The organism is Kordia sp., from assembly GCF_965224175.1.
GTDB lineage: Bacteria > Bacteroidota > Bacteroidia > Flavobacteriales > Flavobacteriaceae > Kordia.
On sequence record NZ_OZ245041.1, the window covers coordinates 5,016,776 to 5,041,299 of the forward strand.

Below are 24,524 nucleotides of genomic sequence, written 5' to 3' on the forward strand. Positions count from 1 at the left end.
TACTTACTTTAAGTTGCTTATTTGCTGATTTTTCTAGTGTAAATCTAGTGTAATGCTTGATTTTACTAGATTTAATATTTAACGAAACATTATCATAGTTGTTAATAATTTTCATTTCATTAACTCAATAATAATTGTATTTTTATCGCTTAAAATCCTCAAACAAACCATGGGCAAAATAATTGCTATTGCAAATCAAAAAGGTGGTGTAGGAAAAACTACAACATCGGTAAACTTAGCGGCATCGTTAGGCGTACTAGAAAAAAAGGTATTATTGATTGATGCTGATCCACAAGCAAACGCAACTTCTGGATTAGGAATTGATGTAGAGAGTATCGAAAAGGGTACGTATCAATTGCTTGAGCATACATTAAATGCAGCAGATGTAGTAATGGAAACAAGTTCTCCGAATTTAAGTATCATTCCTGCACATATTGATTTGGTAGCTATTGAAATAGAATTGGTAGACAAAGATCAGCGTGAATATATGTTGCGCAAAGCATTGGCTCCAATTAAAGATGATTACGATTACATTTTAATTGATTGTGCACCATCATTAGGATTATTGACCTTGAACGCATTAACAGCTGCTGATGCAGTAATGATTCCTATACAATGTGAGTATTTTGCATTAGAAGGTTTAGGGAAGTTGTTAAATACAATTAAAAGTGTACAAAAAATACACAATCCGGCATTAGATATTGAAGGATTGCTATTAACAATGTATGATTCTCGCTTGCGATTATCGAATCAAGTGGTTGAAGAAGTACAAAAGCATTTCAACGATATGGTATTTACGACCATTATTCAACGAAATGTACGATTGAGTGAAGCACCAAGTTATGGAGAAAGCATTATTAATTATGATGCAAGTAGTAAAGGTGCAACCAATTATTTGAGTTTGGCTCATGAAGTGATTAAGAAAAACAGTGGTAAATAAGATTTATGGCGAAGGCAACAAAAAAACAAGCATTAGGAAGAGGATTATCTGCATTATTAAAAGATCCTGAAAATGATATTACATCAGTTTCAGACAAGAATGCAGACAAGGTTGTTGGAAACATTGTAGAGTTAGCAATCAAAACGATAGAAGTAAATCCGTTTCAACCGCGTACCAATTTTAATGAAGAAGCACTTCGCGAATTAGCTTCTTCTATTAGAGAATTAGGCGTTATTCAACCAATTACAGTTCGTAAGCTAGGTTTTGAAAAATATCAATTAGTTTCAGGTGAGCGTCGTTATAGAGCTTCCAAATTAATTGGATTGGAAACAATTCCTGCGTACGTACGTATTGCAAACGATCAAGAGTCATTAGAAATGGCATTGGTAGAAAATATTCAACGTTCTGATTTAGATCCTATCGAAATAGCATTGTCTTACCAACGATTGATTGACGAGATTAGCTTAACGCAAGAACAAATGAGTCAGCGTGTTGGTAAAAAACGTTCTACTATAGCAAACTATTTACGCTTATTAAAGTTAGATCCAATCATTCAAACAGGAATGCGTGATGGTTTTTTAAGTATGGGACACGGACGTACGTTAGTGAATATTGAAAACACAAACGATCAATTAGAAATCTATGAGATGATTCTTTCCAAATCTTTATCTGTTCGTGAAACAGAAGAAATGGTAAAGAAATACAAACAAGATAAAACTATTGATGCACCAAAAACTGAAAAAGAAGATATTCCGAAGTTTATAAAAAAAGGAATTCGTGATTTCTCAGAATATTTTGGTCACAAAGTAGATGTAAAAGTCGGACGAAACGGAAAAGGAAAAATCACCATTCCATTTCATTCAGAAGAAGACTTTTCGCGAATTAAAAAATTACTGAAAAGTGGGAAATAAAATCATTGTAGCGATTTTCTTTGTATGTTTTGCTTGCCAATTATCTTGGTCGCAAGAAGAAAAAGAAAAGACAACGGAGAAGGATAAAGAGAAGAAGGAACAAACAACAGAAGCTTCTGAATTAAAGGTGGAAAACGCAGTTGTTGTAGATGAAAAAAAGGCAATTAATCCGTTATCGCCATCTAAAGCCGCATTTTACTCTGCTATCTTGCCAGGTTTAGGACAAGCTTACAATAAAAAGTACTGGAAAATTCCAATTGTATATGCTGCATTAGGAACAGGAATCTACTTTTATATAGACAATAATAATAAATACAATCGCTATCGTCGTGCATACAAAAGTCGTTTGGCAGGTTTTACTGATGACGAATTTCAAGGAATTGTGACAGATAATAATGCACTTATTGATGCACAAGAATTCTATCAAAGAAATCGTGATTTATCATTATTACTGACTGTTGTTGCTTACGTGCTAAACATCGTAGACGCCAATGTAGATGCACATTTATTGCAGTTTAATGTGAGCGATGATCTTTCATTACGTCCACATATTGATCAAAATGATGTTGACTTCAATCGTAATCTTGGATTGACGCTCAATTTTAAATTTTAGCCTTTTTACAATACATTCAAAAACAGTACAACATGAATATTGCATTGCTAGGTTATGGTAGAATGGGGAAGGAGATTGAGAAAGTAGCACTCGAAAGAGGACATGTAATTGTGCATAAAATTTCTAGAGATATTGCTACGTATGATTTCACTACTGTAGATGTTGCCATAGATTTTAGTATTCCGTCTGCAGCTTTCCAAAATATTACACATTGCATCAAACATCAAATTCCTGTCATTTCTGGAACTACAGGTTGGTTGGAAAAATATGATGAAGTGGTAACATTATGTGAAGCTGAAAAAGGAGCTTTTATTTATGCCTCTAACTTTAGTTTGGGTGTAAATATTTTCTTTGAGATGAATGCTTATTTGGCAAAAATGATGTCTCAATTAGAAGATTACAAAGTACATGTAGAAGAAATTCATCATACAAAAAAGCTTGATGCACCGAGTGGAACGGCAATTACCCTTGCCGAAGGAATCATAGCACATACAGATTATAACGACTGGAAATTAGATACAGCAGAAACTGATCGTGAAATTCCTATTGTTGCCAAACGTATTCCTGAAGTTCCAGGAACACATGAAATTACGTATAACTCCAAAATTGATAGTATTTCCATAAAACACGAAGCACATAATCGCCAAGGGTTTGCTTTGGGCGCAGTTGTTGCTGCAGAATGGATTAAGGATAAAAAAGGAGTCCACACGATGAAAGACGTGTTAAACATATAATAAATATAAAATATATTACCTTTCGGCTTATATATTTGTAAATAACCAACAGGATTTAGTTCATAACTGAATCATTAAATAAACAACAAATGACGTTTACGCAGGCATTTTTAATATTTTTCTTCATTGTTCAAATTATTCATTTTTTAGGAACGTGGAAACTCTATGTAAAAGCAGGTAGGAAAGCTTGGGAAGCATTGGTTCCTGTATACAATGCATTGATATTGATGAGAATTATCAATCGACCAAAAGAATGGTATTGGGTAATTTTACTATTTATTCCAATTGTAAACTTGATTGTTTTTCCAGTACTTTGGGTAGAAACGATACGTAGTTTTGGACGTACGGAACGTTATGAAACCATTTTAGTCGTAATTACCTTAGGATTTTATATTTACTACGTAAACTACATGTTGGATGTGGAATATGTACACGAAAGAAGCTTAAAACCAAGAACGTCTGCAGGCGAATGGATTGCATCTATATTATTTGCAGTTGTTGCAGCTACTTTAGTACATACATACGTAATGCAGCCATTTGTAATTCCGTCGTCATCGTTAGAAAAAACATTATTAGTTGGTGATTTCTTATTTGTGAGTAAAATTCATTACGGAGCAAGAACACCGATGACTTCTGTGGCTTTACCAATGGTACATGATGCAATTCCATTTACAGGAATGAAATCGTATATGAAAGAACCACAATTACCGTATTACAGATTTCCTGGTTTTGAAAGTATAGAGCGTAATGATATTGTGGTATTTAATTGGCCGGCAGATACGTTAACGGTAATTAATGATCCAAATAGTAAAACGTTATATAAGCCATTAGATAAGCGATCAAACTATGTAAAACGTTGTGTTGGATTGCCTGGAGATAAACTAGAAGTGCGTGATGGTTTTGTGTTTATCAATGGAAAACAAAACGTGTTGCCAGAACGTGCTAAACTACAGTTTAAATATATTGTACATACAAAAGGTCAGCGTTTCAGTCCACAATACATGCACGATCGTTATGATATTACAGATGAGTTTGGTACGATTCCAGGGAATCCAAATATATATGTATTTCCAGGGTTGACTGAAAAAACTGCAGCAGAGTTAAAAAATCATCCAAATGTATTAAAAGTAGAAAAGTATTTAGAGCCAGCAGGACAAAGAGATGCTGGTATTTTTCCACACTCTAAAAATTATAACTGGAACAATACAAACTTTGGAGCAATTGATATTCCTTATGCTGGTAGTACAGTACAATTAACGATGGAGAACATTCCTTTGTACAAGAGAGCTATTGCAGAATATGAAGGGAAAAACTTAACCGTTGAAGACAACCAAATTAAAATTGACGGAAAAGTAATTACTTCGTATACTTTTGAGCAAGATTATTACTGGATGATGGGAGATAACCGAGGAAATTCGCAAGATTCTAGAAGTTGGGGATTTGTTCCGTTTGATCACGTACTTGGAAAACCTGTATTTGTATGGATGAGTTGGGATACCAAAGCAACAGGATTCAATAAAATTCGTTGGAATCGTTTGTTTACTACTGTAAGTGGAGAAGGAGAGCCTGTTTCATATTTCAAGTATTTCTTAATATTACTCGCAGGTTGGTTTGTGTTTAATTACTTTAGAAAAAAGAAGAAAGCTGCGGCTAAGTAGTATTAGTTGATTGTGTTTTCTGCAATGACTTTAAACTTAACTTATAAAACCTATAAATTAAACAGGATTGAGTAGTATAGTCCATCCAACATACTTTCCAAGCATAGCAAATTATGTAGCATTTGCTACTGCCGAGCATTTGGTGTTTGAAATGGAAGATAATTTTCAGAAACAAACCTATCGCAATCGCACCTATATCTATGGCGCTAATGGAAGATTAATGTTGAATGTTCCTGTGCGACATGATAAGAAGGTAAAGCATGTAAAATACAAAGAAATTCAGATAGCAAATGAAACTGCTTGGCAACGCTTGCATTGGAAATCTTTAGAAAGCGCATACCGTACTTCGCCTTATTTTGAATATTATGAAGACGAATTGCGTCCGTTATTTGAAAAGAGATATACAAACTTAATGGACTTGAATTTTGATGCGATTGAAATCATTAATGAATGTTTGCAATTAGAAGTGCCAACTTCCAAAACAGAAGAATATGATGCGATTGTAGAAGATATTCAAGATTTCAGAAAGCTAGCTGTCGTTAAAAAAGAACCTGACTATGGTTTTGATACGTATACACAGGTTTTTGAAAATAAACATGGTTTTATTCCAAATTTGAGCATTTTGGATTTACTATTTAACGAAGGAACAAACGCACTCACGTATTTGGAACAGCAGACAATCTTGTAATGATTTTAAGACCTTTTGCTCATTACGGTTTGCATTTTATTTTTCCATTACTCATTGCACTATTACTTTATAGAAAAGCATGGAAAACCACCTATTTCGTATTTCTCTTATGTATGCTTATTGATCTCGATCATTTATTGGCAACACCAATTTTTGACCCGAATCGTTGTAGTATCAACTTTCATCCATTACACAGTTACTATGCAATTGCCGTTTATGTAGGATTTCTAATCTTCAAGAAAACACGAATTCTCGGAATTGGTTTACTTTTACATATTTTGGCTGATGTAGTAGATTGTTGGATGATGTAGATAGGTAGGATAAAACTTTATTTTTAACAATGTATTATCTTATATTTTTAACTTTGCTAATATAGAAATGTCAAGAATGAAAAAAGTAAAATGCTACATGTGTGATAGAGAAGCAACAACTAGAGAGCACGTACCTCCATTGTGTTTATTTCCTGCTGTTAAAGATACTAAAGGGGTAAATTTTAGAAAAAACTTGATAACAGTACCTTCATGTGATATTCATAATTCTAAAAAATCCGATGATGATGAATTCTTAATGTTGTCTTTGTCAGGTTTGATAAAGAATAATATAGTTGGAAATTTTCAACAATTGACTAAGGCAAATAGGGCATTGAAAAGGAAAAATAAAAATTTTATAGAGAAGCAAGTGCTAAGGAATCATAAGTTCTATAAAATAAAAAGTACAGATGGTAAATTTAGAACTATTTCAGTTGGCAATCCCAATACAGAGAGGTTATCAAATTGTTTAAAACATATAGCTTATGGACTATACTTTGAAGAGTTTAAAGAGAGTTTCAAAGGAGAGTTAGAAATGTTTTTGGGTTTTATTGAATACAGTAATAAGAACATGCAAACATTTAAAAAATATATAAAAAAAGGATTTGACATTGAGAAAGAATTAAATAGAGAAATTAAGGGAAATAATCCAGCTGTCTTTTATTATCAATTTCATGAACCAGATAATTTTGGATTAATTGGAATGAGGATGGTATTCTATGGAGCAGCAGAAGCCTACTTTTCATTTAAGGGGAAAAATGCTGAAAAACCATTTGACTTAGCTACTGCATTGATGTTGGAAGGAATAAAAACGACAATGGAATTAGATGGAGAAAAATTTATTTTTAATGATGAAGAAAGTTGAAACTCAATCCAACGAAATCACACTTCGTATCGCAAAATGATCTGAATAATGTTGCGCAAAAGTTTTAAATTTATTCACGGTGAAAGATTCATCTACAAGAATAAAGTCAATTCGCATAGGGAAAAAAGGGTAATCCAACGTTTTTCCAAAACCGTTTCCAGCTTCTACAAACGCATCTTTCATGTCGCCTTTAATAGTTTTATAGACATTTGAAAATTGTGTATTGTTAAAATCACCCAAAATAATTTTTTTGTAATCACAGTTTTTGCGGTTGATTTCAAAGAGTTCTGCTTGCGATTGCTGCATTTTGAAAGTATTTGCCATGCGTTTTAGCAAACGTTCAGAATTCTTCTGAGAAAACTCTTCTTGTTTCGGGTTGATGCGTAAAGATTCTAAATGCAAATTGTACACACGAATTGTATCCTTATTTTTTATAATATCTATATAAATTGCATTATTTGCGGTGTTTGGAAATTCTAATGAACCTTTATGTATGATCGGTGTTTTAGAAAAAATGGCTTGTCCCGTTTTCTTATTCCTACTGCGCAATACAATATACTTGTAAGGATAGAAACTAAAAGCAGCTTCTTGGTTGCGGTGAAATTCTTGAATTGCAACAATATCTGGCGATTCAGATTGTACTAAGTCAATGATTTTTTTATCAATCTGTTCTTCCTTTATCCAATCATAAATATTAAATAAGCGAACATTATAACTCATTACAGAAAGTGAATTTTCTGTAGGTTCCGATTTATTTCCTGAAAATTTATATAAAGATGTAACATGAGAATATCCTAAAACTAAGACGACAAACGATACTAAAAATTGCCTTCTCACAGTTAAAATCCAGAAAATCATAAAGATGAAATTGATCACAATAAATACAGGAACTAATAAACTTAGTACTGATAATATAGGGAAGCTTTTGGGAACTGCATACGGTAAAACATAGGATAGTAGTAACAAAGCTGCGAATACAGAATTGAAGAAGAAGATAATTCTACCCAAACAACCTAATCTTTTCTTCTTTTCGCTCATACATTAATTTTCCTTTCCAGCTTTAAACAGGAAATCTTTTTCAGCCTTAGTCAAGCTTTCATAGCCAGACTTACTAATTTTATCTAAAATAGCATCTACTTTTTGTTGTTTCTCAGATGCAGACTTAACACTTGTTGTAGTAGTAGAACGCTTTTTTGTCTTGTTTTTGTATACAGTTTTTAAAGGAGATTTCTTTTTTGGTGTAAAAAAGTCATTCAAACGATCCCAGAAACGTTCAAAACCAATACCAATATCATTTCCTTTGGTAAGTTGTCTAGCATACATAAATCCAATTAAAGCTCCGCCTATGTGTGCATATTGTCCGCCAGCGTTTCCTAACGGAATATAAGAAATGTAAGAAATGACTAATAAAACGGCAATAATCCAATATTTAATTTGAAATACACCAAAAAGATTTACTACATAATTAGGCGCATATGTTGCACCAGCTACTAATATTGCCAAAACAGCAGCAGAAGCTCCAACGGCTGTGGCGTCTATATTTTTAAAAGTAGGCAATAGGTTGTATGCAAGTAGGAAGAAAATAGAGCCTGCTAAAATTCCATATGCATATACTGTGATGAATTGTTTTTCTGTAAAAAAAGTAAGAAAGATGCGTCCGGAAAAATACAATACAATACAATTAGATAATAAATGTCCAAAACTTGCATGTAAAAAAGCACAACTTACAATAGTCCATGGTTTATATAAAACAGGAGTCCAGCCATTTTGCAAAGCAAAGTAATTTGAAAAAAATGTTGCATGTACGCCACCACTAAATGAGTAGAATATAGCGTCATAGATAGATATTATTGCAAAAATTGTGATATTAATTGCAATCAACTTTTCAGCAACATTAAATCCACGATACATAGTTAATAAACGTGTTTTCGTATCCATTAATCCCAACGATTTTTGTTAAACTGTGTTTTATTAAAATACCACATTAGTATAAAACCTGCAACAGCTCCACCAATATGTGCCATATGTGCTACATTTCCTTCTCTAAAAATTCCCGTTCTTTCAAAAAATCCAGCAAGGAAATCATACGTTAGCAATCCGCCGGCTAAATACAATGCTTTGATAGGAATTGGAATAAACATCAACATAATTTCTTCCCTTGGGTAAGTTAAGGCATATGCTACAATGACTCCATAAATAGCTCCAGAAGCTCCAACAGCAGGAACTCTGTAAGAATTTACAAATGTTTTAAATTGTTCTGGCGACAGGATGTTTTCCCAAGCTACTATATACTTTCCTTCAGCAAGTGTAGACATGATGTTTGGTTGCGTAAAACCAGCATCCATCAAAATATTTACATTGCTATATACGCCATAATAATTTACTATTGTGTGTAATAATCCTGCGCTTACACCCGTAATGAAATAAAAAGCTAAAAACTTTGTGGCGCCCCATTGCATTTCCAATCGTGAGCCAAACATCCATAAAGCTATCATGTTAAATAAAACATGTGTAGGACTTGAGACAGAATGCATAAACATACTTGTAATTGGTTGCCAGAAGCCGAAGTTAGGATGATCGGTAAAATAAAGAGCAAGCACCTGAAAAAGATCAATACCACGTTCAGCTAACACAACTGTAGTTAGGCAAAGTATCACATTGATAATGATGAGATGTTTTACAGTATCAGTAATGCGCATCATAACTTATATAAATTTTTTATCTAAATCATCTACGCTTAATGTGATGAATATGGTTCTTTGAAAAGGAGAAACAGTAGGTTCTTTACAAGCAAAAAGATTGTTTACCAATGCTTGTTGTTCTTCTACTTCTAATTTTTTTCCTGTGCGAATTGCCATGCTTTTTGCTAATGACTTTACTAAAACATCTGTTTGACTAAATCCTGTATCAGGAATTTCACCTTGAAAATCATTCAGCATTTGTTCGATGATGATTTGTAATTCACTCTCAGAGATATTTGATGGAATTCCAGAAAGTTCGATGGTGTCATCGGTAATGTTACTGAACATGAATCCGATGTTTTCTAAACTTTCTTTAACTTCTTTTAATAAGGCAATTTCACTTGTAGAAAATGTAAATGTTACAGGAAATAGTAGTTGTTGACTTACTGCTTCACTCACGGTAATATTTCGTAATAATTGTTCGTACAAAACACGTTGATGTGCTCTATGTTGATCAATAATAACAATTCCTGATTTGATAGAACTTACAATATATTTTCTGTGCAATTGATACGTGAGTGTTTCACGAGGTTCTTCATTGGTAAACAGTGAACTTGTAACTTCTTCAGATTCAAATTCGATGTTTTCGGTTGAAAATGGTGCGGAATTTGACTTTGATTCGAGTCCAACATATAAGCTTTCCCAACCTTCCGTAGCTTCTTTTTTGTAATTTGTATATCGTGGTTGTGCAGTTGTAGTACTTCCAGAAATTTTCTTCTCGTCTGCAAACGGATTAAAACTGCGATCTACCTGAATATTTGGAGCAGCTACTTGCTTGTTTTTGTAATCGTATGGAGTATCTAAATTAGCATCGCGTTCAAAATCGAGTACAGGCGCGATATTAAATTGTCCTAAACTATGTTTTACTGTAGCGCGTAACATAGCGTAGAGCGAATGTTCATCATCAAATTTAATTTCTGTTTTTGTAGGATGAATATTAATATCAATCGTTTCGGGATTTACATCGAGATAGATAAAATAACTTGGTTGTGTCTTTTCTTTCAGTAAACCTTCAAAAGCAGCATTGATCGCGTGATGCAAATACGGGCTTTTAATGAAACGATTATTAACAAAGAAAAACTGTTCGTTTCTACTTTTCTTAGCAAATTCAGGTTTTCCGACAAAACCATTAATCTTTACAATGTCTGTATCTTCCTGAATGGGAACTAATTTTTCATTCGTTTTTCCTCCCAAAATATTAACAATACGTTGTCTTATATTGCTTTTTGGAAGATTGAACAATTCATTTCCATTATGATACAATACAAAACCTATGTCTGAATGTGCCAGTGCAACACGTTGAAACTCATCAATAATATGACGTAGCTCTACAGCGTTTGATTTCAAGAAATTTCGACGCGCAGGAATATTATAAAATAGATTTTTTACAGCGATAGAAGTTCCTGTTGGAGTTGTAGCTACTTCTTGTGTTACAATCTTACTTCCTTCAATTTTAATACGTGTACCAAGTTCGTCAGCTTCTTTTTTCGTTTGCAATTCAACATGTGCAATTGCGGCAATAGAAGCTAGTGCTTCTCCGCGGAAACCTTTGGTGTGTAAATTAAATAAATCTTCTGCTGCTTGAATTTTGGACGTAGCATGACGTTCAAAGGAAAGTCGCGCATCTGTTTCGCTCATTCCAAATCCGTTGTCAATAACGTGTATAAGTGTTTTTCCTGCTTCCTTAACAATCAACTTGATTTCGGTAGCTTTTGCATCAATTGCATTTTCAAGTAACTCTTTTACCACTGATGCAGGTCGCTGCACAACTTCTCCTGCGGCAATTTGGTTTGCCACATGATCGGGTAAAAGCTTTATTATGTCTGCCATGTATTATCTTCCTCTAGTAAATATTGATAGGTCAAAGTCAATAAAATACAAGAAAATCAATATAAGTATGGCGATGATAACAATCAAACGTATAGAAACTTCACGATTTCCTCGATGTCTACTGGCTTTTCGTGCTTCTTTCCAATGTGCTCCAAAGTCATTTGCATTGAGAGTTTCTCTATGCTTCACAAATCTCGACTCTATATGATAAACGTTTCCAGTCTCTTTACCATCATAATAACGAGGTGTATAATTGAATCGTTTATTCTTTCTCAGTTTAAATGTTTTTCCCTTAAATAACATAGGCGTAGAATTATATCAAAGTTACCTAAAAACTGAACAAAAACCATTCCTAAATCTATAAAAAATGTTAACAAAAGTAAATTTAGAACTAAAAATGCTTCCATTTTTAAAGCTTTTTGTTGATTGTGTGTGTATTGCTTTTATTCTATTGATTGAAACAAAAACAATCTTGATTGAAGTTTAGTATCCTTTCTTATAAATAATAATTATCCCGTTCTTTTTGAAAAATCAGGCGGATGGACTATTTTGAAAGCTCTCAATTAAAAATATACATTGATGATATTTAAAGGACTTAATCATAAACATATAGATTTCAGTTTAGAATACTTTGATCAAGCAGAACTTACAGGGTTTTATACACAATTAGAAATAACCGGATTGAGTTTGTATTTACAAATTGAAGATGCATTAACAATGACAAGTATTCTGGTTTCCGAAGTTGAAAAAATTATTAATTGGTTTGAAAAATTATTGTTAAATGAACCAGTGGAGCCTAGGCTTTTGACCATGAATGATCAATTTTATTTTGATTTAGTAGAAAACAATTCAGATTCAAAATTAATTCGGATCACACATGATAATACAGTACCTGTACCAGGTGTTGGCGGATATTCGCTTGCGCCAGGTACTAAAAAAGAAGACTTTTTTAAAAAAGTTTTTGTGGATTGTGAAATGAATTCTATGGAAATTGAAAGAGTCGTAAAAAAGTTAAGAGCAGAATTAGATATAGAAATGGAGATTGGATGGAAAGTTGAGTCAAAAAGACCGAAATGGGAAGGTGAATAAGAACTAAATGTAAGATCAATCTCAAAAGAAAAGAGGCTGTCTAAAAGTATCAATTTCGTCAAACCGAACTTAATTCGGTTTCTCATAACAGTTAAAATCAGTGTTGTGAGATTCTGAGTCTAGCTCAGAATGACGCTTCAATTGCCTTTTTAGACAGCCTCTTTTTAGTTTTATCTATGTATTGTCTGTGTTCTATCAGGACCGACAGAAACAATTTTAATTGGAATTTCAAGTTCTTTTTCCAAGAAATCGATATAATCATTCAGTTCTTTTGGAAACTGTGACGGATCTGTCATTTTGGTTAAATCTTCTTTCCAACCGTTAAATTCGGTATAAATAGGTTCTACATTTTCAGCTTCTATATTATAAGGAAGATGCGAAATAGTTTCCCCTTTATATTTATAAGCGGTACATACTTTTAAGGTTTTAAAACCAGAAAGTACATCACCTTTCATCATCATTAATTGTGTAACACCATTTACTTGTGTTGCATATTTTAAAGCCACTAAATCTAACCATCCACAGCGTCTTGGTCTTCCAGTAACAGCTCCAAATTCATTTCCAATACGTGCCATTTCCGAACCAACTTCATCAAATAATTCTGTTGGAAAAGGTCCTGAACCTACACGTGTTGTATATGCTTTAAAAATTCCAAAAACATCTTTTACTTTGTTTGGCGCAACTCCTAAACCTGTACAAGCTCCAGCGGCTGTTGTATTGGATGAAGTTACAAACGGATACGTTCCAAAGTCAATATCTAACAAAGAACCTTGCGCGCCTTCTGCTAAAATTGTCTTTCCATTTTTTTGTGCTTGGTAAATATATTCTTCACTATCAATAAATTGTAGTGTTTTTAAAACTTCCACAGCTTCAAAGAATTCCGTTTCCATTTCTTCTAAATCATACTGAACATCTACATTATAGAAGTTAATCATCGCTTCATGTTTATTGGTTAAAGCGCGATATTTATCTTTCCAGTTGTCCAATTCTAAATCACCGACACGAATACCATTTCTTCCGGTTTTGTCCATATATGTTGGACCAATACCTTTTAATGTAGAGCCAATCTTTGCTTTTCCTTTTGAAGCTTCTGAAGCAGCATCCAGCAAACGATGTGTCGGTAAAATTAAGTGTGCTTTTCTAGAAATAATTAGTTTGGTTTTGATATCAATATTGAATTTAGCCAAACCATCTAATTCTTTCTTAAAAACTACGGGATCAATCACAACGCCGTTTCCAATTACATTGGTAGCGGTTTCGTGAAAAATTCCAGAAGGAATTGTACGTAGTACATGTTTAATTCCATCAAATTCTAAAGTGTGACCTGCATTTGGTCCACCTTGAAAACGTGCAATAATATCGTAGTTTGCGGTAAGTACGTCAACAATTTTCCCTTTGCCTTCGTCTCCCCATTGAAGTCCGAGTAGTAAATCTACTGCCATTGTATTAAATTGAGTTAGTGTGTTGTTGTTAGTTGTGTGTGCTCTTAGCTTTTATTTTTTTTGGTTGCGTAGAAATATAATGAGTGATTGTGAATATCAATATCAAAAATTTCTTCGATTGTTTTTTTGATGCTTTGGATTCTAGGATCACAAAATTCCATTACTTCACCAGTGTCCGTAAGGATAATATGATCGTGTTGTTTGTCAAAATATGATTTTTCGTAGTGTGCTTGATTTTGACCAAATTGATGTTTACGTACTAAGTTACTGTCTAATAAAAGCTCTATAGTGTTGTAAAGTGTAGCTCTACTAACTCTATAATTTTTATTTTTCATTTTGATATACAATGATTCTATATCAAAATGTTCTTCACTTTCGTAAATTTCTTGAAGTATTGCGAAGCGCTCTGGAGTCTTTCTATGTCCGTTGTCTTCTAAAAACTTTGTAAAAACGTTTTTTACAATATCTTGATTATTTTCCTCCATATGTTGTTGCATCTCAGCTGAAGATTAAAAAACAAATTTACACTTATTTTTCAAATTTAAGGACATATTCGTACACGGAATTCTAACAGAGATATGAACAATGACATATTTATTGTCAGAAGCCTTGATTTTGTTTGTTTTTTTATTATTAAAAACGTAATTTTAAAGAGTATGTTTCTGATTATCAGAAATGTGTGTTCTCCTGAGTTTATGTATAAAACAGTATTGTCATTTACGTCTGTATAGGCGTGATTCTGGCATGTGATTAACTTTAATGTTTTATATTATGAAAAAAAAAGAATTCAATTCACGACTTTATCTTAGAAAGAATGTTATTTCTAATTTACAAAAAAACCGCCTTAGTGGTGGAACAGATGGTGCTGTTAGAACAGCAACGTATGTAATTGTGACAACAATAAAGATTACTATAGATGTGTACACTAAACAACGTGAACATTGTACTGATGGCTCTACCAAATGTACAACCATTCCTCCAAGTTGTGTTGAAACCGCTTGTTTTTGTCCAGTGACTACAGATCAGTAATAACTTTAATGTTTTTATATTATGAAAAAAAAGGATATCCATATAAGACTGCAATTAAGAAAACGTATTGTTTCTAATGTAGACAATATTCAAATAAAAGGCGGTACTGATGGCATTACAAGCGATATAGCAGTTACAGCCAACGAAACAGTAAGACTTACTACATTAGTTACAGCACCTGAAAACTGTGAAACAAAAGGTGATGTTTGTACATTTTATTGTAGAACAAAAGATATGTGTAATTAAAAAAGACTGACGATGAAGAAAAAAGAATTCACACCAAAATTAATATTGGGAAAAAAAGTTATTTCAAGCTTAGAAACTTTTAACTTGCAAGGCGGAACAGAAGTTCCAAGTGAAGTGCCAACAGAGCCAATAAAAACAAAAAAGACAAGACGAACTGCGCATGATGCGTGTACAATAATAGCAACTTGTTATTGCTCTCTGACTTGTCCAGAGAAATGTGATGAGTGCTAGATTTTAATTATCACTAGTTATTGTAGAAAAAGCTGTAGAACACAATTGCGTGTTCAGCAGCTTTTTTGTTTTATTTATATGAAAAGTTGAATTTACTTAAGCGCGTGTTACTTTTTCAATACCATTTATTTTTTTCAAATTAGTAATCAATCTTTTTAAAATAGTATTGTTCTTCACAATCACGGTAATTCTTCCTGAGAAGATACCATCATTGGTTTCGAAACTTATATTTCTAATGTTTACATGCATGTTGTTAGAAATGACTTTAGTAACATCATTTACCAATCCCATATTGTCTATACCTGTTAATTGTAACAAAGCGGTGAATTCTTCTTGAGAAGAATCAATCCACTTGGCATTCATAATTCGATATGCGTAATTTGCTTGTAAACTTACAGCATTTGGACAGTCTTTTTTGTGAACTTTAATGCCTTCGTTTACAGTGACAAAGCCAAACACAGGATCGCCAGGAATTGGATTACAACAATTAGATAGCTTGTAGTTTAATTTTTCTTCTTCCTTGCCAAAAACCAATAAATCATAACGATTGGAAACTTCGGGTTGATTGATTTCTTCACTAGGAATAGAAGGTGTTCTTCTAATTTTATTCTTGAAGAATTTAAAAATACTATTACTTCTTTGCGCTGCAAATTCTTTTAGCTTTTGGTTATCAATCGTACCAATACCAACACGATAGAATAAATCTAAACTTGTTTTAAGTTTAAAATGACTTACTAACTCATTGATAGATTTCTCATCAAGTGTAATTTTGAGTTGTTTCAGTTTTCTTCGTAATATTTCTTTTCCATCTTCTGCAATGGCTTTCTTTTCCTCGCGTAACGAAGATTTTATTTTAGATCGTGCTCTCGAAGTTGTTGCATAATCTAACCAGTTTGCGTTTGGTTTTGATTTATCGGACGTAATAATCTCTACTTGATCACCACTTTTTAACTCATGACTTAAAGGAACTAATTTTCCATTCACTTTTGCGCCACGTGTATGATAACCAACTTGTGTATGAATACTAAAGGCAAAATCAAGAGGTGTAGCTCCTTTTGGTAATGATTTTAAATCACCAGTTGGTGTAAATACAAATATTTCCTTAGCGTATAAATTCAGTTTAAACTGCTCTACAAAATCAACAGCATTTGCTTCTTGATTTTCGAGCGCTTCTTGTAATTTATTGAGCCATGGTTCTAAACCGTGTTCTTTTTGTTCTCCTTGTTTATACTTAAAATGTGCAGCATATCCTTTTTCTGCAATTTCATGCATACGATGTGAACGAATTTGCACTTCAACCCAACGACCTTTTGGTCCCATAACCGTAATGTGCAATGCTTCGTAACCTGTAGATTTTGGAGAAGAAATCCAATCGCGTAAACGTACAGGGTTTGGCCTAAAGTGATCCGTAACAATAGAATATATTTTCCAAGCTAAGAATTTTTCATTCTCGAGATTATCTGTATCATAAATAATCCTGATTGCGAATTTATCATATACTTCATCAAAAGTAACACCTTGTTTGACCATTTTTCTACGAATAGAAAAAATAGATTTAAAACGGCCTTTTATTTCATACTGAAAATCTTCTTTGTCTAAAGAATTTTTAATGACAGAAGCAAAGTTGTCAATATAGTTTTGTTGTTCTTCTTTGCTTTCTTCAATTTTATTCTCAATATCATTAAAAACTTCAGGTTCTGTATATTTTAATCCTAAATCTTCTAATTCAGTTTTAATATTATACAAACCAATACGATGTGCTAATGGCGCATAAATATATAGCGTTTCTGAGGCAATCTTCACTTGTTTGTGCGCAGGCATGGAAGCCATTGTTTGCATATTGTGAAGTCTGTCAGCAATTTTAATAATAATTACACGAACATCATCATTGATGGTTAAGAGCATTTTACGGAAATTTTCCGCTTGCATCGAAACATCTTTATCTTTTTTGAGATGAGAAATTTTAGTAAGTCCGTCAACAATTTTAGCAACAGTAATTCCAAATACACGTTCAATATCTTCTAGCGTATAATCTTCAGAGTCTTCAACAACATCGTGTAGTAGGGCAGAAGCTATAGATGTAGCATCCATTCCAATTTCTGAAGCTACAATTTTGGCAACAGCTATTGGATGAAAAATATACGCTTCACCACTTTTTCTTCGTTGATTTTTGTGCGCATCAACAGCAACATCAAATGCTTTTCGGATGATTTTTTTGTCTTCATCAGAAAGTACTTGATAACTGATACGTAACAGTTCTTTGTACTGCTTGGCAATCGCTGCATTCTCTTTTTCAATCTCAATTTCTGTCATATAAATTAAAATTACTATAAAGAAATGTAAGAAACAAAAATGTTAGTGCATTTAAAAAGACATTTTAGGCTAGTTGCTGAATTTCAAGTACCAATGGTTAAATGTTTACGGTCGTTGCCCACAAATAACACCTCTCCAAGTTGTTTGTAAAGGAAATTTTCAATTCTTTTTAGAATATGAGTTAATGTAGTTTCGAAGAATTTAGACGTTCTTTATATAAAATCACGTTGTCTTTTGGCTTCAAAGATGACAATAGCAGCAGCTACAGAAACATTCATAGAATCAATTTTTCCTTGCATTGGAATAATGATGTTTTGAGTTGAATTTTGCAACCATTCATCACTCAAACCTGTCGCCTCTGTACCAACAACAATGGCCGTTGCCTTTTTGAAATCTTGAATATGATAATGTTCAGAAGCTGTCAGCGCAGCACAATAAATAGAAATGTTATGCGACTGCAAAAAAGAAATGATTTCTGTAGTACTTCCCATAGCAACTTGAGTTGTAAACACACAGCCTACGCTAGAACGAACAATATTTGGATTGTACAAATCTGTTTTTGGGTTGGCAATGAAAACAGCGTCTACGTTTGCAGCGTCTGCAGTACGAAGTAAAGCGCCAATGTTTCCTGGTTTTTCAGGTGCTTCAGCCACTAAAATTAAAGGTGTTTTGTTATGAAAAGAAATTGCTTCTAGTGAATGATTTTTGGTTTGCATAATGGCTAAAACACCTTCTGTACTTCCGCGATATGCTATCTTTTGATATACTTCTTTAGAAATTTCAATGCATTCAGGCGAATTTTTTGCATTGTTCAATAACTCTTGAATGCGCTCATGAGAACAAATTTCTGGATAAAACAAAAGAGTATCTATTGTGTAATTTCCTTCTAGTGCAAGTGTTAATTCACGAAAACCTTCTAAGATACATTTGCCTTCTTTCTTTCTACTTCGCGATTTTTCTTGAAGTTGAAGAATATGTTTTATAATAGCGTTTTGTGTGCTAGAAATCTGTTTGTACATGCTGCAAATATAGGAAAGAGATTTAATATCAGAAGTGTCAAACAAGTGTACTATTTATTATTTTGAAAGTTATTAAATGTATTTTGTAATGAATTGATTAATACTTCGACCTAAGACAAAATAAAACAAACTGACTAATGAAAAAAATTACTTTAGTAGTACTAGGACTATTATTTATAGTCGCATGTAATAACACTGAAAAAAAAGCAGAAACTCCCGAAAATAAAAAGGAAGAGTCAAAAGTTGTTACTAAAAAGTATCCAAAAAATTTACAGAAAGTATTTGATGCGCACGGTGGAATTGACACTTGGAATAAAGCGCAAACATTGGTGTATGAAATGGTAAAACCAGATAATACAGAAAAGCATATTACAGATCTACATTCGCGAAAAACACGTTTGGAAGGTAAAGGTTTTACAATTGGTTATGATGGAAAAGATGTTTGGTTAGCTCAGAAAGATTCGACAGCTTTTAGAAGCAATGCACGTTTTTACCACAATTTGTATTTCTATTTTTATGCAATGCCATTTGTCTTAGGTGACGACGGAATTACATATGAAGAAGAAAAAAGTCTTTCATATGATGGTGTTTTATATCCAGGATATAAAATTTCATATGGTGAAAATGTAGGAGATTCTCCTGAAGACAACTATTTTATTTACTACAATCCAGAAACGTATAAAATGGAATGGCTTGCATATACTGTAACGTATTTTAACGGAAAACCAAGTACGAAAAGAGGTTATATACGTTATGGAGATTGGCAAAAGATAAATGGAGTTGTATTGCCAAAAGTATTAACATGGTTTACCACTGATGAAGAAGGAAATGTAAAAGAACCTCGTAATTCAGTAGAATTTAGTAATGTAAGCTTAACGGAGAAAACAATGGAAGCATCAACATACGCACGTCCAACGGATGGCGTAATTGTTCCAAAAGGGAATTAATTGCAAGATATAATTGAGAAAGAAAAAAAAGTATAAAAAAGCCTCTTCGTAATGAAGAGGCTTTTTTTATGTGATTGAGTGAAGTTTTGAAAAGTTTAGAAAACAATTGTTTGTATACTACTTTAAACTTCTAAATTATGTATTTTTAGTTTGTGCCTTTGTAACCGCCGTTTGCATGTAATTGCACTGCGTCAAAACCGTTGAACATAATGTTATTCAAACTATTGCGTAGTTGAAAACGCTTGGCGCTTATATTTGGTAAAATAGAATGCTCTGGTGTTAAATTACGAAACGTAGCAGAAATGTTGTGTTCGTCCAATAATCCTCTTCTTAAACCTTTTTGAATATGTTCACCAATGTTTGATAAATTTGGTAATCGTTCACGTACTTCGGTATAATCAGTTGCAATATCATTTGACAATTCAGAGAATGTTGGTAACTGAAAATTTTCAATAGTAGTATTCTCTTCAGAGTTTTCAGAATATGGTGCTTCTTGAGCAGAAATTTGTAACGCAGCAAGAAGTGCGATTGCTAAAACGAATTTTGGTATTTTCTTCATAACATTTCTATTTTATAAACAAATTAGTAGCATCTAGTTTTATAAAGTTACTACTTTCCGTCGTATTTTTTCATGTAACGCTTCCATAATTTGGTTTGATGCGTCTCTAAGCTCAGCATTCGCCCTTGAATGAAGGCATATGTTAAAATATTTCCACGCATGTCTAAAGCGTCTCCTTCGCTAATAAAAAGCGTTGCATCTTTGCCAACTTCTAAAGTTCCTAAACGATCGTCAATACCTAAAATTTTAGCAGTATTAGAGGTGATTAATTGTAGTGCTTTCTCTTTTTCCAATCCATGAGCAGCTACTGTTCCTGCTAAAAATGGTAAATTACGTGTATTCATACGTTCCATTTGACCACTATTTTCTAATCCTACTAACACGCCAGCATCTGTTAAGATTTTTGCTTTTTTGTATGATAAGTCATAATCTTCATCATCCGATTCAGGAACAGAATGTGTTCTGTGTAGTAAAACAGGAATTTTATTTTGATGTAATGTTGTTGCTACTTTGTGTGCATGATAACCACCAACAATGACAATTTTTAGTTTGTTCTTTTTTGCAAAGTTGATAGCATCCAGAATTCCTTTTTCTGTGTCAACATGAACAAAAAGTGTTTGTGAACCATCTATCAATCCTTTCATGGCTTCAAAAGGTAAGTTTTTTGGACTTCTTGAGCCATTTAAATAATTAATAGTTTCATCAAAAGTATCTTGAATTTGCACCAATTGTTTTGCATAATTTTTATTTGGACGTAATCCTCTTGGTTCTCCGAGCCACCAACGTCCACGAGAGAAGTTATTTGGCCAATTCATATGAATTCCGTCATCTACTTTGATCGCTGCATCTTCCCAATTCCAAGCGTCTAAGTGTACAATAGATGAAGTTCCAGAAACAGCGCCACCACGAGGTGTAATTTGTGCAGTTAAAATTCCATTTGGTCTGCAACTTTCCACAACTTTCGATTCTGTATTATACGCAATTAAACTGCGAATATGTGGATTGAAACTTCCTGTTTCATCATCATCACGTGTAGCTCTTACGGCATCAACTTCTACCAAACCTAATGTGGAATTTGGAGAAATGAATCCCGGGTAAACGTGTTTTCCTTTTGCATCAATAATCTTTCCAGAAGATTGTGTGCTAGCAGAAGTACCAATGCGTGTTATTTTACCATTCTCAAAAACAACGGTTGCATCTTCAATGACAAATCCGTTTCCAATATGTGCAGTTGCGCCAACAATTGAAATTGCTTGCGACTGTTTTGGAGCAGGCGTTTGTTGGGCAAAACTTAAGCTGCTAAACAAAACAGTTAAGCATAATGTGTATATGTAAATATATTTTTTCATGTCAGTTTTGTTTAAAATTCAACAGTATCGCAATGATGATGCACTTTATCTTTCTTTTTGATAGGCTGCGTTTTCATTCCTTTGTTTTTCTCAGAAAGCATCATGTTCATTAATTCGTTTCGTTCTTCCTTAATTTTTCTACGTAATTGTTTGTCACGTTCTAAATCGAAATACACAGTTCCTTCAATCATGGTAGTTTCTGCTTTTGTATATATAGACATTGGATGGTGTGTCCATAAAACTAAATCAGCTTGTTTTCCTGTTTTAATACTTCCTACTTTATCGTCTATGTGTAATAATTTAGCAGGATTTAAAGTAACAAACTTCCAAGCATCTTCTTCTGAAACACCTCCGTATTTTACTGCTTTTGCAGCTTCTTGATTTAATCTACGAGACATTTCGCCATCATCAGAATTAAACGCAACAACAACACCTTGACTGTGCATGATTGCTCCGTTATAAGGAATTGCATCATTTACTTCGTACTTGTATGCCCACCAATCAGAGAAAGTAGAACCTCCAACACCATGCGCTTTCATTTTGTCTGCAACTTTATAGCCTTCTAAAATATGTGTGAATGTATTGATGTTGAAACCGAATTTATCGGCAACTTTCATTAGCATATTAATTTCACTCTGTACATACGAGTGACAAGAAATGAAACGTTTTTTATTTAAAATTTCTAAGATTGTTTCCATTTCAATATCGTAGCGATATTTTCCTGTTTTTTTCTTTGCTTCGTATTCTTTAGCACGTTGAAAATAATCCGTGAACGCTTGTTCAACTCCCATACGTGTTTGTGGAAAACGAATCGTTGCTCTTTCTCCCCAATTTGTTTGTTTTACATTTTCTCCCAAAGCAAACTTGATGAATCCGTCAGCATTTTTGAAAAGCATTTCATCTGCTGATCTTCCCCATTTTAGACTCAAAATAGCAGATTGTCCACCAATTGGATTGGCAGAACCGTGTAATAATTGAATGGTGGTAACTCCACCAGCTAAGTTTCTGTAAATATCAACATCTTCTGGGTTTACAACATCTTCCATGTTCACTTCTGCTGTAGAATTGTGTCCTGCTTCATTAATATCAAAAGCAGCAATATGCGAGTGTTCATCAATTACTCCAGCAGTCAAATGTTTTCCTGTAGCATCAATGACTCTAGCATTTCCTGCGCTTAAATTTTTACCAATACGAGCAATTTTTCCATCTTTAACTAATACGTCAGTATTTTTTAGAATTCCATCATTTTCGTTTGTCCAAACAGTAGCATTTTTAAATAAAACATTTTCTTGTTTAGGAAGCGTCGCAGCTCCATAAGCGCCATTCGGATAAGAAATAGGTAGCATTTTTGGAGCTTCCATCTTTTTATGTTCACCACCTTTTTTTCCGTTTGACTCAGAAACTTCTTTTTGAGTTGCGTTGAATGAAGTTTCAGAACCATTTGCTAGAATTGCTTTTCCAGAGAAAAATGTCGCATTTTGAATAGGCGAAGTCAGGCGAATGAATTCTGTTTTGGTTGTATCTGCTGTTGTAAATTGTAACTGTAGCCAATTATCTTTAAAAGAAATCTTAGATCCTAATTTTAAAGAATCTTTCATTACGGTAGCTTTTAACTTTTCTGGAGCGCCTGCAATGGTTACGTCATATACATTTCCAGCAACATTAAACGCATACTTTCCACGAATATCTTTGTGTGATAAGTCTTTAAATATATTCTGATTTCCTTGAACCCAGTTTTCATAAATTACTGTTTTTGGTTCAAAAATATCTCCTGATGTAATGATAAAGTTTGCTTGACGTCCGTTTTGTAAACTTCCTACTTTATCTTCCTGTTTTAAAATGCGAGCAGGAATTGTAGTCAATGCTTCCAAAGCTTTTGTTTTACTCAAACCATATTTGATGGCTTTGTGTAAGTTTGATTTAAAGTTTTTAGGTGACTTGGCATCGTGCATGGTAAAACTAAATGCAATTCCTTTATCTTCCAGTGCTTTTGGGTTAGAAGGCGCTTGATTCCAATGTTTCATAGCTTCAAGTTCTAGTGCGCCAGCAGCATACGGATCAGAAACGTCATAAGCACTTGGAAAATTCAATGGAATAATGAAAGAAGCGTTTGTCGCTTTCATAGCATTGATGTTTTCGTATTCTGTTCCGTCACCAACTAATACATACTGAATTCCAAACTCATCACCAATAGCATCTGTTTTAATACTGTTGTGTTTGTTTTCAGAATGAAAGATTTGTACTAAGTTTTTATTAGCGAGTAAAGCTTCTAATGCTAAGTCTGTGCGTTTTGCATTTCCTTTTGCATACCAATCAGCATCGTGATACATTTGACGGATTAATGCCATACTTCCCATTAAAGAAGTTGGATATGCTTGGCGCGAAGCGTTGCTTTTATCATAAGATAAATATTGTGCAGAACGATTGTCAAGAATACGAATGCTATTATCAGCGTCTGAATTTAAAGCAACTAAAAGCCCATTTCCACGAACAATTCCATCTTGTAAATGTGTGTTTACAGTACCAAAACCAGCTTTTAGCAGATCTTGCGCTTTTTTGCTGTCAAAAACAAAACTTTTTAGTGGATTTATATCTGGACGGATATGATCATTCCAGTAATATCCTTCACGTTCAGCATCATATTGAGGACTTCCACTCGGATTAAAACTACGTTTTGGTTTTTTTAATCCAAAGTCTGAAAATGGATCAATAAATGAAGGATAGATACTTTTTCCTGAAAGATTGACAACTTTTGCATTTTTCGGAACTGAAATATTTGTTCCAGTTTGTAACACCTTTCCATCTTTTATAATGAGTGTTCCGTTTTCAATCACTTGGGTAGGAGTGATGTAAATTTTTGCATTGGTAAATGCTGTTATGGTATGTGTTTCTGTTTTGACACCATCATTTTTAGGAAAATAATCCTGTGCAAATGTGGAAAGACTACACAATAACAATAACAGCAGTAGCTGAGGTTTATTCATTACTGTATTATTAAAAAATTAAGTTGAT

General features: G+C 33.3%; 25 protein-coding genes. 13 read left to right on the forward strand and 12 right to left on the reverse strand.

The features are described from left to right. The first annotated feature begins 169 nt into the window (after positions 1–169). The 8 genes from ACOQOS_RS21800 to ACOQOS_RS21835 all read left to right on the forward strand — a co-directional run bounded on the left by ACOQOS_RS21800 (position 170) and on the right by ACOQOS_RS21835 (position 6,717). Complete coding sequence (locus tag ACOQOS_RS21800; RefSeq protein ID WP_420572545.1) at positions 170–940, forward strand: ParA family protein; 771 nt, start codon at positions 170–172, stop codon at positions 938–940. 5 nt (positions 941–945) lie between these two features. Further along, on the forward strand, positions 946–1,851 hold the full coding sequence (locus ACOQOS_RS21805; protein WP_420572546.1) for a ParB/RepB/Spo0J family partition protein: 906 nt from the start codon (positions 946–948) through the stop codon (positions 1,849–1,851). After that, complete coding sequence (locus ACOQOS_RS21810) at positions 1,841–2,464, forward strand: DUF5683 domain-containing protein (RefSeq protein WP_420572547.1); 624 nt, start codon at positions 1,841–1,843, stop codon at positions 2,462–2,464. The genes ACOQOS_RS21805 and ACOQOS_RS21810 overlap by 11 nt, the downstream gene beginning before the upstream one ends. Before the next feature lie 32 nt (positions 2,465–2,496). Next, the gene (gene dapB / locus ACOQOS_RS21815) at positions 2,497–3,198 is read left to right on the forward strand and encodes a 4-hydroxy-tetrahydrodipicolinate reductase (RefSeq protein ID WP_420572548.1); all 702 of its coding nucleotides are present in this window, start codon (positions 2,497–2,499) and stop codon (positions 3,196–3,198) included. Between the two features lie 89 nt (positions 3,199–3,287). Then, positions 3,288–4,856, forward strand: coding sequence for a signal peptidase I (lepB, locus tag ACOQOS_RS21820; protein ID WP_420572549.1), 1,569 nt, complete (start codon positions 3,288–3,290; stop codon positions 4,854–4,856). A gap of 67 nt (positions 4,857–4,923) precedes the next feature. Beyond that, positions 4,924–5,544 carry a WbqC family protein gene (locus ACOQOS_RS21825; RefSeq protein WP_420572550.1) on the forward strand — a complete coding sequence of 207 codons (621 nt, stop codon included), beginning with the start codon at positions 4,924–4,926 and terminating at the stop codon, positions 5,542–5,544. Further along, the gene (locus ACOQOS_RS21830) at positions 5,544–5,855 is read left to right on the forward strand and encodes a DUF6122 family protein (protein WP_420572551.1); all 312 of its coding nucleotides are present in this window, start codon (positions 5,544–5,546) and stop codon (positions 5,853–5,855) included. Before ACOQOS_RS21825 ends, ACOQOS_RS21830 begins: the two co-directional genes overlap by 1 nt. A 76-nt stretch (positions 5,856–5,931) precedes the next feature. Beyond that, positions 5,932–6,717, forward strand: a complete 786-nt coding sequence (locus ACOQOS_RS21835) for a hypothetical protein (RefSeq protein WP_420572552.1) — start codon at positions 5,932–5,934, stop codon at positions 6,715–6,717. Positions 6,718–6,720: 3 nt separating this feature from the next. Here ACOQOS_RS21835 and ACOQOS_RS21840 read toward each other — a convergent pair whose 3' ends face one another. The 5 genes from ACOQOS_RS21840 to ACOQOS_RS21860 are packed head-to-tail and all read right to left on the reverse strand — an operon-like array spanning position 6,721 to position 11,591. Next, complete coding sequence (locus ACOQOS_RS21840; protein ID WP_420572553.1) at positions 6,721–7,755, reverse strand: endonuclease/exonuclease/phosphatase family protein; 1,035 nt, start codon at positions 7,753–7,755, stop codon at positions 6,721–6,723. A 3-nt stretch (positions 7,756–7,758) separates the two neighbouring features. Then, on the reverse strand, positions 7,759–8,655 hold the full coding sequence (locus ACOQOS_RS21845) for a rhomboid family intramembrane serine protease (RefSeq protein ID WP_420572554.1): 897 nt from the start codon (positions 8,653–8,655) through the stop codon (positions 7,759–7,761). Further along, a complete protein-coding gene (locus ACOQOS_RS21850; protein ID WP_420572555.1) occupies positions 8,655–9,419 on the reverse strand; it encodes a rhomboid family intramembrane serine protease in 765 nt (254 codons plus the stop codon). Before ACOQOS_RS21850 ends, ACOQOS_RS21845 begins: the two co-directional genes overlap by 1 nt. A gap of 3 nt (positions 9,420–9,422) precedes the next feature. Then, positions 9,423–11,288, reverse strand: coding sequence for a DNA mismatch repair endonuclease MutL (gene mutL / locus ACOQOS_RS21855; RefSeq protein WP_420572556.1), 1,866 nt, complete (start codon positions 11,286–11,288; stop codon positions 9,423–9,425). A gap of 3 nt (positions 11,289–11,291) precedes the next feature. Then, positions 11,292–11,591, reverse strand: a complete 300-nt coding sequence (locus tag ACOQOS_RS21860; protein WP_420572557.1) for a hypothetical protein — start codon at positions 11,589–11,591, stop codon at positions 11,292–11,294. Positions 11,592–11,867: 276 nt separating this feature from the next. Between ACOQOS_RS21860 and ACOQOS_RS21865 the strand changes: the two genes are divergently transcribed. Further along, complete coding sequence (locus tag ACOQOS_RS21865) at positions 11,868–12,377, forward strand: WapI family immunity protein (RefSeq protein WP_420572558.1); 510 nt, start codon at positions 11,868–11,870, stop codon at positions 12,375–12,377. A gap of 170 nt (positions 12,378–12,547) precedes the next feature. Here the strand turns inward: ACOQOS_RS21865 and ACOQOS_RS21870 are convergent, their stop codons facing one another. After that, on the reverse strand, positions 12,548–13,819 hold the full coding sequence (locus tag ACOQOS_RS21870; RefSeq protein ID WP_420572559.1) for an adenylosuccinate synthase: 1,272 nt from the start codon (positions 13,817–13,819) through the stop codon (positions 12,548–12,550). A gap of 44 nt (positions 13,820–13,863) precedes the next feature. Then, the gene (locus tag ACOQOS_RS21875) at positions 13,864–14,304 is read right to left on the reverse strand and encodes a Fur family transcriptional regulator (RefSeq protein WP_420575172.1); all 441 of its coding nucleotides are present in this window, start codon (positions 14,302–14,304) and stop codon (positions 13,864–13,866) included. Between the two features lie 286 nt (positions 14,305–14,590). Between ACOQOS_RS21875 and ACOQOS_RS21880 the strand changes: the two genes are divergently transcribed. Genes ACOQOS_RS21880 through ACOQOS_RS21890 form a run of 3 tightly spaced genes read left to right on the forward strand, consistent with a single transcriptional unit; the run spans position 14,591 to position 15,325 of the window. Then, positions 14,591–14,848 (forward strand): hypothetical protein, encoded by a 258-nt coding sequence (locus ACOQOS_RS21880; protein WP_420572560.1) that lies wholly within the window; start codon positions 14,591–14,593, stop codon positions 14,846–14,848. A 21-nt stretch (positions 14,849–14,869) separates the two neighbouring features. After that, positions 14,870–15,094 (forward strand): hypothetical protein, encoded by a 225-nt coding sequence (locus ACOQOS_RS21885; protein WP_420572561.1) that lies wholly within the window; start codon positions 14,870–14,872, stop codon positions 15,092–15,094. A gap of 12 nt (positions 15,095–15,106) precedes the next feature. Continuing rightward, positions 15,107–15,325, forward strand: a complete 219-nt coding sequence (locus tag ACOQOS_RS21890; RefSeq protein WP_420572562.1) for a hypothetical protein — start codon at positions 15,107–15,109, stop codon at positions 15,323–15,325. Between the two features lie 96 nt (positions 15,326–15,421). Here ACOQOS_RS21890 and ACOQOS_RS21895 read toward each other — a convergent pair whose 3' ends face one another. Both ACOQOS_RS21895 and ACOQOS_RS21900 read right to left on the reverse strand, forming a co-directional pair. Further along, positions 15,422–17,638 (reverse strand): RelA/SpoT family protein, encoded by a 2,217-nt coding sequence (locus ACOQOS_RS21895; RefSeq protein WP_420572563.1) that lies wholly within the window; start codon positions 17,636–17,638, stop codon positions 15,422–15,424. A gap of 212 nt (positions 17,639–17,850) precedes the next feature. Further along, the gene (locus ACOQOS_RS21900; protein WP_420572564.1) at positions 17,851–18,657 is read right to left on the reverse strand and encodes a TrmH family RNA methyltransferase; all 807 of its coding nucleotides are present in this window, start codon (positions 18,655–18,657) and stop codon (positions 17,851–17,853) included. A gap of 137 nt (positions 18,658–18,794) precedes the next feature. On the opposite strand from ACOQOS_RS21900, the gene ACOQOS_RS21905 reads away from it, so the two are divergent. Then, positions 18,795–19,604, forward strand: a complete 810-nt coding sequence (locus ACOQOS_RS21905) for a DUF6503 family protein (protein WP_420572565.1) — start codon at positions 18,795–18,797, stop codon at positions 19,602–19,604. A gap of 145 nt (positions 19,605–19,749) precedes the next feature. Here ACOQOS_RS21905 and ACOQOS_RS21910 read toward each other — a convergent pair whose 3' ends face one another. Genes ACOQOS_RS21910 through ACOQOS_RS21920 form a run of 3 tightly spaced genes read right to left on the reverse strand, consistent with a single transcriptional unit; the run spans position 19,750 to position 24,496 of the window. Then, complete coding sequence (locus ACOQOS_RS21910; RefSeq protein ID WP_420572566.1) at positions 19,750–20,163, reverse strand: hypothetical protein; 414 nt, start codon at positions 20,161–20,163, stop codon at positions 19,750–19,752. 50 nt (positions 20,164–20,213) lie between these two features. Further along, positions 20,214–21,512, reverse strand: coding sequence for an amidohydrolase family protein (locus ACOQOS_RS21915; RefSeq protein WP_420572567.1), 1,299 nt, complete (start codon positions 21,510–21,512; stop codon positions 20,214–20,216). Positions 21,513–21,523: 11 nt separating this feature from the next. Continuing rightward, positions 21,524–24,496 carry an amidohydrolase family protein gene (locus ACOQOS_RS21920; protein ID WP_420572568.1) on the reverse strand — a complete coding sequence of 991 codons (2,973 nt, stop codon included), beginning with the start codon at positions 24,494–24,496 and terminating at the stop codon, positions 21,524–21,526. Positions 24,497–24,524 lie beyond the last annotated feature (28 nt).

Excerpts from the sequence above, each read along its gene's own strand:
- ACOQOS_RS21800 (WP_420572545.1), top strand. The coding sequence starts at position 170 with ATGGGCAAAATAATTGCTATTGCAAATCAAAAAGGTGGTGTAGGAAAA.
- ACOQOS_RS21805 (WP_420572546.1), top strand. The coding sequence starts at position 946 with ATGGCGAAGGCAACAAAAAAACAAGCATTAGGAAGAGGATTATCTGCA.
- dapB (WP_420572548.1), top strand. The coding sequence starts at position 2,497 with ATGAATATTGCATTGCTAGGTTATGGTAGAATGGGGAAGGAGATTGAG.
- lepB (WP_420572549.1), top strand. The coding sequence starts at position 3,288 with ATGACGTTTACGCAGGCATTTTTAATATTTTTCTTCATTGTTCAAATT.
- ACOQOS_RS21830 (WP_420572551.1), top strand. The coding sequence starts at position 5,544 with ATGATTTTAAGACCTTTTGCTCATTACGGTTTGCATTTTATTTTTCCA.
- ACOQOS_RS21835 (WP_420572552.1), top strand. The coding sequence starts at position 5,932 with ATGAAAAAAGTAAAATGCTACATGTGTGATAGAGAAGCAACAACTAGA.
- ACOQOS_RS21840 (WP_420572553.1), bottom strand. The coding sequence starts at position 7,755 with ATGAGCGAAAAGAAGAAAAGATTAGGTTGTTTGGGTAGAATTATCTTC.
- ACOQOS_RS21845 (WP_420572554.1), bottom strand. The coding sequence starts at position 8,655 with ATGGATACGAAAACACGTTTATTAACTATGTATCGTGGATTTAATGTT.
- ACOQOS_RS21850 (WP_420572555.1), bottom strand. The coding sequence starts at position 9,419 with ATGATGCGCATTACTGATACTGTAAAACATCTCATCATTATCAATGTG.
- mutL (WP_420572556.1), bottom strand. The coding sequence starts at position 11,288 with ATGGCAGACATAATAAAGCTTTTACCCGATCATGTGGCAAACCAAATT.
- ACOQOS_RS21860 (WP_420572557.1), bottom strand. The coding sequence starts at position 11,591 with ATGTTATTTAAGGGAAAAACATTTAAACTGAGAAAGAATAAACGATTC.
- ACOQOS_RS21865 (WP_420572558.1), top strand. The coding sequence starts at position 11,868 with ATGATATTTAAAGGACTTAATCATAAACATATAGATTTCAGTTTAGAA.
- ACOQOS_RS21870 (WP_420572559.1), bottom strand. The coding sequence starts at position 13,819 with ATGGCAGTAGATTTACTACTCGGACTTCAATGGGGAGACGAAGGCAAA.
- ACOQOS_RS21875 (WP_420575172.1), bottom strand. The coding sequence starts at position 14,304 with ATGGAGGAAAATAATCAAGATATTGTAAAAAACGTTTTTACAAAGTTT.
- ACOQOS_RS21880 (WP_420572560.1), top strand. The coding sequence starts at position 14,591 with ATGAAAAAAAAAGAATTCAATTCACGACTTTATCTTAGAAAGAATGTT.
- ACOQOS_RS21885 (WP_420572561.1), top strand. The coding sequence starts at position 14,870 with ATGAAAAAAAAGGATATCCATATAAGACTGCAATTAAGAAAACGTATT.
- ACOQOS_RS21890 (WP_420572562.1), top strand. The coding sequence starts at position 15,107 with ATGAAGAAAAAAGAATTCACACCAAAATTAATATTGGGAAAAAAAGTT.
- ACOQOS_RS21895 (WP_420572563.1), bottom strand. The coding sequence starts at position 17,638 with ATGACAGAAATTGAGATTGAAAAAGAGAATGCAGCGATTGCCAAGCAG.
- ACOQOS_RS21900 (WP_420572564.1), bottom strand. The coding sequence starts at position 18,657 with ATGTACAAACAGATTTCTAGCACACAAAACGCTATTATAAAACATATT.
- ACOQOS_RS21905 (WP_420572565.1), top strand. The coding sequence starts at position 18,795 with ATGAAAAAAATTACTTTAGTAGTACTAGGACTATTATTTATAGTCGCA.
- ACOQOS_RS21910 (WP_420572566.1), bottom strand. The coding sequence starts at position 20,163 with ATGAAGAAAATACCAAAATTCGTTTTAGCAATCGCACTTCTTGCTGCG.
- ACOQOS_RS21915 (WP_420572567.1), bottom strand. The coding sequence starts at position 21,512 with ATGAAAAAATATATTTACATATACACATTATGCTTAACTGTTTTGTTT.
- ACOQOS_RS21920 (WP_420572568.1), bottom strand. The coding sequence starts at position 24,496 with ATGAATAAACCTCAGCTACTGCTGTTATTGTTATTGTGTAGTCTTTCC.